At 50.0% G+C, this 8,090-nt stretch carries 3 protein-coding genes; all 3 read right to left on the bottom strand.

Features of this window, described 5'->3' with window-relative positions:
- Positions 1–3,601: LEPR-XLL domain-containing protein (locus QEH59_RS16105; protein WP_308986411.1), on the bottom strand; the 3,601-nt coding region annotated here is incomplete at its 3' end.
- Positions 3,602–3,863: 262 nt separating this feature from the next.
- Entirely contained in the window at positions 3,864–5,906 is a 2,043-nt protein-coding gene (locus tag QEH59_RS16100; protein ID WP_308986410.1) for a preprotein translocase subunit SecA, read from the bottom strand.
- Positions 5,907–5,935: 29 nt separating this feature from the next.
- Positions 5,936–8,080: a hypothetical protein gene (locus QEH59_RS16095; protein ID WP_308986409.1), complete on the bottom strand. Its 2,145-nt coding sequence runs from the start codon at positions 8,078–8,080 to the stop codon at positions 5,936–5,938.
- Between the last annotated feature and the right edge of the window lie 10 nt (positions 8,081–8,090).

The raw sequence follows: 8,090 nt of genomic DNA, 5'->3' as shown, positions 1-8,090 counted from the left end.
AGGCAGAAACATCACTCGCTCCGATGGTCAATAATTCAACTGCAACATCGCCAGTCGCTTCATTCAAATAGACTGGAACTGTCGCTTCAGACTTCGCGAAGGCAAAACCACCGGTGAGTGCCACAAACCCATATACATCAATATCAACATCGCCGCTCACTTCCAACAATGCACCACGCGAGCCGTCTAGATCAAGGTCGCGACTGCTGCTAGGTCCAGTGGCAATAGTAATCGGATCGACTGCGAAATCAACGACCTCATCGCCCATTGAGGCCTGACTAATCGCAACTGACAAGCTGCTTCCCGCAACGCTCAGCCCGTCAACACCGACAAATTCGAAACTCCCGGCGGTAGCCTGTAGTGCACTCCAACTACGTGCCTGGTCAGTCTGATCACTAAAAATACCAAGCGCAAAATTCAGGTCGGTAAGCTGGAAACCGGATGCATCACTGCTGCCAGCGGCGAGTCCAGCAAAGGCTGTAAGATGACTTCCACCCAGAGTTAACTGATCCACACTTAGTTGGGTCGCGCCTGCATCACTCAGAGTAATCGTGCTTGAGCTCTTATTGAGTGCAAAATCTCCGGAAACAGAAAAGAATTCAAACAACTCAACATTCAGTGTACCACTCGCCTGCATCAACTCACCGGCACTCGCATCCATATCGAATGTCATATCAGTGGATGCTCCTGTTTTAATTTCTAATCCGCGTGAAACGTAATCCACCAAGCGTCCATCGGCACTGGCGGTATTGACTGCGACCGACAACTCATTGGTTGAAATAGTCACGCCATCAATTCCACTAAAGGCAGCTGCGGTGGCAGTCATTTGTAAACTGGTCCAACTACGTGTCGCATCAACACGATCTGTCAGGATCGCCATGGCAAGACTCACTCCACTCAATCCGAATCCAATCGCATCTTCCGTATCTGGATTCAATCCGACAAATGCGGACAAATCATTGGAACCAATCAAAAGTGTATCCACTGCCACTTCATCACTATTATCTAGTAACACATCAGCCGTTGAACGAGTGAATGCAAAATCACCTGAAATTTCAAAGAAGCCAAAAGCACTGAGATGTGCACCCGCCACCAATAATTCGATCAGTGTGTCTGGATTGGCAGCTGGTAATTCACTGAAAGTATAATTGTCCCCCCCAACCAGCAGCACTTCGCCTGTCATGTCCTGACTGGTCTCATTCACCTTAAGAAGCACGCTGTCCGCACCCAGCGTGATATCGCCAGGCAAATCGCTAAAGATAGATCCTTCAGCTTCCAAAGCCAATTTACCAGTGGCGTCAAAGAAGAGTCCGAAAGATGCTTCCTCAACCCCGACAGTGTAAGCGCCCACTACAAGACCACCTTCGATGTCACTACCGACAGCACTCAAAGTATTTAATACACCATCGGCTCCAAATGCGAAATTACCGCGCAAATAAACTGAATCTAGCAGCGTAGCTTCAAAACCAGCTACATTAACGCTTAACAAATCAGTCGAAGCAGCCAATTGCGCGATCGTATAACTGGAAGTGTCGATCTCAATTAAGTGGCTAGTCCACTCAGCGCCTGTTTGGTTGATGCGTAATGTTACGGCTTCTGCGCTGACAGCGGCAATTGCCCCACCTTCAAAATGAACGGCTCCACTGGCTTCGAGTGCAAAACCGTTTTCAGTCATCACGAGCCCTAAGGCTCCTTCTTTCAGACCAACCGAAACTGGTCCTGTGCCTAAGTTGGCATTCACATTGACTGCCAAGGCCTGAATATAAGAAGTGCCGGTTTTACTAAAGGCGAAATCCCCCTGCAATGAAACCACATCGAGTGCAGAAAGCGAAAGTCCAACCACCTCAAATGAAAGTGTCTGTGCTTGAATCGCAGCATCGAAATTATAAATCAAATCCGTGATACGTTCGATCACTTGGTCCAAAGTAACGGATCCGATGCCGGCCACGGGGTTTTCCGGATCGGAACTGGCAATAATTGAAACCGCCCCGGTGTGAATGACAACTCCGTCTAACAGAACTGCCGGTGTGGCTGCACCAGCTGCGTTGCGTGCAAGATCTGAAAGAACAGATTGCTCTGCTTCTAGGACGAGGTCGCCAAATTCAAAGGTGCTCCCAGTTTCGACATGAGAGAGTAAACGTGCCCCACTCTCAACTTCGATCGATGTGCCGACCAGTGTGATGTCGCCAGAGTCCGCAATGGATACACCAGTGATCGCATCGGCTCCCGTTGTGAGCGCTCGAGTTGAAATAGTGACAGTAGAATCAATCACAAGTGAACCGCTAGCGTTCAAAGTCAGATCATGAAAATCCGCTCCGCCGATATCGCCACCAATAAAAATATTTCCGTCAGCGGTAATTGTCAGCGAGTCAGCAACTCCATCATCGTTACCTAAAACATATCCTGTAGCAGCTAAATTGAAATTACCACCGACGTTAAGAATGACATCACCATCCAGGATGACTGAGTCATCATAAGTCAAGTCGCCGGCAACAGTCGTCGTGCCACTCAAGTGAGTGGAATTCTTGGAACCGATAATTTCAAAGCTGTGCCCTTCCCCGACTACAATATTTGAGTGCTGGTAAACTTCACCACCTGTTTGAGGCGAAATAAGGGAAAGTGAAAAATTGAATGTTATCTCCGAATCAGCTAATTCAGGATTTCCAATATGAAAGGAGTGATGGGCATTTTGGCTGCCGATGATCACTCGCTCGAAACGAGAAAGAAAGTCGATGTCGGCATTACTTAAAACAAAGTCGCCGGTAGCACCATCACCGATACCAATCGTGGCACCGAGGTCGCTCGGGCTGAGCGTCAAAATGGGGTGATGTGCAGGGTTTAGAGAGCTAAAGTCAGGGTAGACATGATTCAACAGAGAAACGGGCAACTGATCGGACTCAGCTACTGGCGAAATTTCATTTTGATCTAAATCACTACTATTGAGCGCATTATGCAAATTAGCAGTCGTATTTTCCTCCGCCGGAGGCCCCTGCCCTAGCGTCAAAGTGACTTGTTGCTGATCCAGCATGCTGTTCGCACCAGAGGCGACGATTGTCGGCTCGATTGGCTGGTCATTGGCATCAAATTCGGCGGTGATCGCCGCAAATTCAGTGGCAGTTTCAGAGCTTTCAGCGACGCTCGCATCACTTTCAACCTCCTCTGTCAAGCTGTCCTCTGAGCTCGAAATACTGGATGCAGCGAACACGGTTGAGCTGTCATCAAATGCATCTTCTGAGGCATTTGCAGTGTCCTCTGAGGCCTCATTTTCGACTAAATCATCGCGAGAAGCATCGCGAGAAGCATCGTCCAAGACCTCCGATTCATCCTGATTTTCTTCCAAAACAGCTTCATCGAAGTTATTATCCAGCGGCATCGCTCCTGCAAAAAGTGCTCCATCAGAGTCCAAACCTAGCACATCAGAACCTTCTGATAGGCTATCAGAAACGCTACCTTGCTCGCTATATTCTTCAAAAAGCGTCGTTGCCGAGCTAAAATCATCGTCCTGATAGTCCGCCAAACCACCGTCCATAGGGACAGCTGAGAGCAAAATACGCTGTTCCAGCGCTTCAACTCTAAATGACGGTGTATGATGAGATGACATGAAAGTAGATATTAGCCTGAGGCCGTGAGCTTATAAGTAAAATTACGATACTGCATGGTTAGCGAGTTTTTTTTTGAAAAATATAAGTAACAGAATCATGGCAGCTAGTGGATTTCGCTTACTAAATTCCGTAAGTAACATATAAATTAAAGACTTATTTAACCGATCACATCCCACAATCTGATCTACATTCTTCATTTAAAATCAGCATTTTTTTTGATTGAGACTAAAATATCGAGTGGATCGGACTCATTCGATGGGTCTAAAGCGCAGATTTTGCACCGCCCCCAATGACAGATTTTGCGATTTCCTGGTCTTGCTTCATCAATTGAAAACGCTGGCGCTGACTGCGACGCTCAGCTCTTCTTTGGGCGAAATGGAAGCCCCAGCGCAGCATGGCATGACGCCCAGGGAGTGCCCAATCGATCCATTTCCGAGTAACAAATCGCATAAAGCGATTCAGATGACGCTGAAACAATTCATCCTCAAAGGAAGCAAACAAGCGGGAACTCCCCTGCCCACCTTGTCGTGCCGCACGACCGCGCAACTGTCGATCCACACGGCCAGACTCATGTCCTTCAGTCAAAATCACGTGCAAGCCTCCCAGCTTATCCACTGAATTTGAAATACGGATGTCGCTACCTCGACCGGCCATATTGGTCGCAATTGTCACCGCAGCATCATCGCCCGCACGCAAAATAATATCGGCTTCTTGATCATGTCGCACCGCGTTGAGGATCTTACATTCGACATGGCATTGCGACAATAGACGCCCGAGATGCTCACTGGCATCCACACTGCGCGTCCCAACTAGAACAGGACGCCCGAGCTGGTTAAAATGGACAATTTCATCTACGATTGCGGCCCATTTCGCTTCTTCACTAGCAAAAAAAGCAGCCCGCTCATCTCGACGCAGATTGGGCTTGTGATACGGAACTTTGAGAAAAGGTAGATCATAAATCCGCCAAAATTCACGCCAGGATTCATGGGCGGTGCCTGTAATTCCCGACAAATGCTCGAAATAACGGTAAAAGTTTTGAAAGCTCAAGCGTGCCAAGGTTTCGGAAGGCGCCGAAATCTCACAGCCCTCCTTCGCCTCCACGGCTTGATGCAGCCCTAAGCGCCAATTACGACCAGGCATCGGTCGCCCCGTAAATTCATCTACAATCACGACTTTACCATCTACCATGACGTATTGTTGGTCTCTTAGAAAAAAATGACGTGCCTGCAAGGACTGTAAAACCAGATCAGCCACCCAGTCCGGCGCCGAAAGTAAACCACGTCGCTCAGTACACCATTCTTCAATCAATTGACGTCCATCAGGGAGCAAACGAATCTCCTTAAAGCGCTCAACTACATCATAATGTTCGCCTGGTAAGAAAGTGGAAGCACAGGCATCAATCGCATAACATGCTTCCCGCATCGACTCATTCTCCTGCTTGCGACTAATGATCAGTGGCGTCACAGCCTCGTCAATCAACTGATTGTCTGCTTCATCGACGATCGCGATATTCAAGCCACGCAGTACAAGTTGATCGCGCCAACGTCGTCGACGCAGCAAATAAGTCATCGCGCGCCGCCTCGACTCCACCAAGGGCCCCAGAGCAATTTGGTCGCGTAAATAATCCGCCACCAACTCTTTACCCGTACAATACACTACGTCCGACAAATAAACGTCACGACGCTGCGGCCCTTCTAATTCAGCAGCGATCGCTCCCACAGTCAGCCCACAGTATTCATAAAGACGACTCAACTCAGCCGCATCACGAGTCGCTAAATAATCATTGGCGGTAATCACGTGACAGGGCTTCCCAGTAAATCCTGCAATCACTGCCGCCAGTGCAATCGTCAGCGTCTTCCCTTCACCGGTCGCCATTTCGACCAAGGAACCGCTGCCAATTCCGAGCGCTCCCATCAATTGTGTTCGATAAGCGGTTAGCCCAAGACTGCGCCGCGCCGCCTCCGCGACAAGTGGCAGGGCGAGCCCCACTTGTTGTGGCCAATTTGCACCGTGACGACGCACCTGCTGACGCATCGCACGCAATTCCGACTGAAATTGACGCTCCGAGAGTTGGCTCAGCTGCCGCAATGCCTGCTCAATCGAGCCGGCCTGCTCCCACATCGCATCACTCTTCACCGGCTTCGACTTCCAGCGTCCCACCTGATCGTGCACCCAGCCATCCAGCCCGGATAGCACTGGCTCGACCTCTCGAATTTCAGTTCGCCGCGCTTCGTTGCGCGGCGCGACAAAACGAACCGACTTCAACGCTGCTGGCTTTGAACGATCTGATGTGGGCTTAGCCATTATTGATTAGGAAGGAGCGCGCAAATCGATTAGAGTTGGAAACGTTTCTGTACGACCTGACGAATCTTGCGGTACCATTGCTTTAAATAGGCTTCATTCTCGACGCGAAAGCGTGCCAGTCCAACACGTCCATGATGCAGTGGCGCTCCGGTAGCCTCCACATCTAACATCACCAGGAAAAACGGTTCCGCCGCACGCACTCCATCCGAGTCATCTTCACGCACACGGATCGGCCCCCCCGTGCGCCAGCCCAGAGCGGGACTCGGCAAATATTCCTGCCGCCCGGGCACGATCTGAAGACCACTCGGCTCGACCACTTTGCCTGCATTCCCGGGGAAGCGTAAACTCACTCCATGCATCTCTTGTTCGAATAATAAATTCACATCTTGCTGCGAGACCACAGCAAAGAAACGCCAGGTTCCCTCGGGTATGCTCTCACCTACAATTTCGCCACGTTGTATCCAACGCTGAAAATGTTCCTTCGGCTGCAAGCTGGCCAACAACCCGTCCTTAGGCACGCGCACCTCCATCGCACCTTCCTGTGCTTCAAGTTCTTCAATACGAATATCATTGGCACGTCTGCGCTCACGCAACACTTCGCGCCCCATGCCCTCCTTATCCATCTGCAAACGCTCAACAGCCGCTAACTGCTCGCGCTCAGCTTCCAATTGCCGCCGCAATAGTGGCAGCTCCGGATTATTCAAACGAAGCATAGTCATCCCGGCAGTTGCACTCGCAGGCGCTGCCTCAAAATTAGACACGGCCCCGCTACTACGGGCGACAATAAACTCTGCATCCTCGGCAAAGAGAATTCCGGGCGCACGGAAATATCGAGGCGCAGGCAACACACCCAACAATAAGAAGCAAAGCGCTAAGAACGATGCGGTCACCAAATAGGCGCGCGTGCGCACTCGCTCGATGCGTGGCTCACTAATCAGATATTTAATTCCTTTATATAATGGGATGACGACCAAACCAATCACCGTCAAGACAGCGGCCAAAAAGCCGAGCCCGAGATAGCGGTCCGCAACGAACATAATAATCGTGTAAGTAATATAGACACGAAAGAGCCAGCTTGCCACGCCAAACCCTGCCAACCACACCGCATCGCCACGACTCGCCGCAGGGCTCTGCGAATGTTGACCACCAAATGCATAGCGCTCTACAAAGTGAGACAATTGCTGCATGCCACGTGTTTGTAAATTGGGCGAATCCGTAAGGTCCGACAGTATATAATAACCATCAAACTTAAGCAGCGGATTAATATTAAACAGGATGGTCGAGACCGATGACACTAACATCAAATTAAAGCACCAGGAGTTCAACAAGCCTGGCCCAGTTGACGCCCAAATAAATGTCGCAAAGGCCGCTAGAACCAGTTCGATGATCATGCCGGCGGAACCGACCCAAACCCGCTTCCATCGCTCACGAAAAGCCCAAGCTGCAGTGGCATCCACATAAGGGATCGGTGTAAAGACAAGAAAGGTAATCCCCATCACATGGACCTCTCCGCCAAAGCGCTTAACTGCGTAACCATGCCCGAACTCATGCACCAGTTTAGCCAGCACAAAAGCCACCAGCAATAAGGGTAAGTTAGCAGGATTCAAAGCACCCTGCCCGCGTTCGAATAAGGCATCCCAATTTGACACCGCGACTCCAATCGCCGAACCAACCAGAGCCAACCATAAAACAACGCCAAAAATCGACAGAAATGGACGCACATAGCGCATCGTGCGATTTAAGAAGGCATCGGGGTCAAACAACGGAATCCGCAAAAAGAAAATACCAAACAGTCGAGCCTTCCACTCCCGTGCATGACGTTCTTGCTGCCGCTCAAACAACTGCACCACGTCGGAAGGAAAATCGGAAACGATCAAATTACTGCGATATAAATTGGAAAGTATTTGGATCGCCTCTCCTTGCCCCGGCGCCACATCCCCATTCTGATCCAAGCACATCTGCCAGACTTCTTCCACAGTTTTAGTGCCATCCAGGCGGGCGATAAAATCCCAGGCTTCAGGACGAAAGCGAAAAAACTGATCCCCATACAAATCGTTCGCAATGAACCAGGTGCTACCGCGGAAAAACTGCTTCCGCACGCGAACAGATGGACGCAAACGAATTTTTTGCGCGGCCACTCGGTGCCAAGACTCACTGAACAATTTACGTTCCATCAAATATAAA

Source organism: Thalassobacterium sedimentorum (genome assembly GCF_031127905.1).
Lineage (GTDB): Bacteria > Verrucomicrobiota > Verrucomicrobiia > Opitutales > Coraliomargaritaceae > Thalassobacterium > Thalassobacterium sedimentorum.
The sequence above is the reverse complement of the archived record's forward strand: the minus strand, read 5'-3'. Positions and strand labels throughout refer to the sequence as shown.

Bases quoted from the DNA above. Each gene is read 5' to 3' on its own strand.
- QEH59_RS16100 (WP_308986410.1), bottom strand. From the start codon at position 5,906: ATGGCTAAGCCCACATCAGATCGTTCAAAGCCAGCAGCGTTGAAGTCG.
- QEH59_RS16095 (WP_308986409.1), bottom strand. From the start codon at position 8,080: ATGGAACGTAAATTGTTCAGTGAGTCTTGGCACCGAGTGGCCGCGCAA.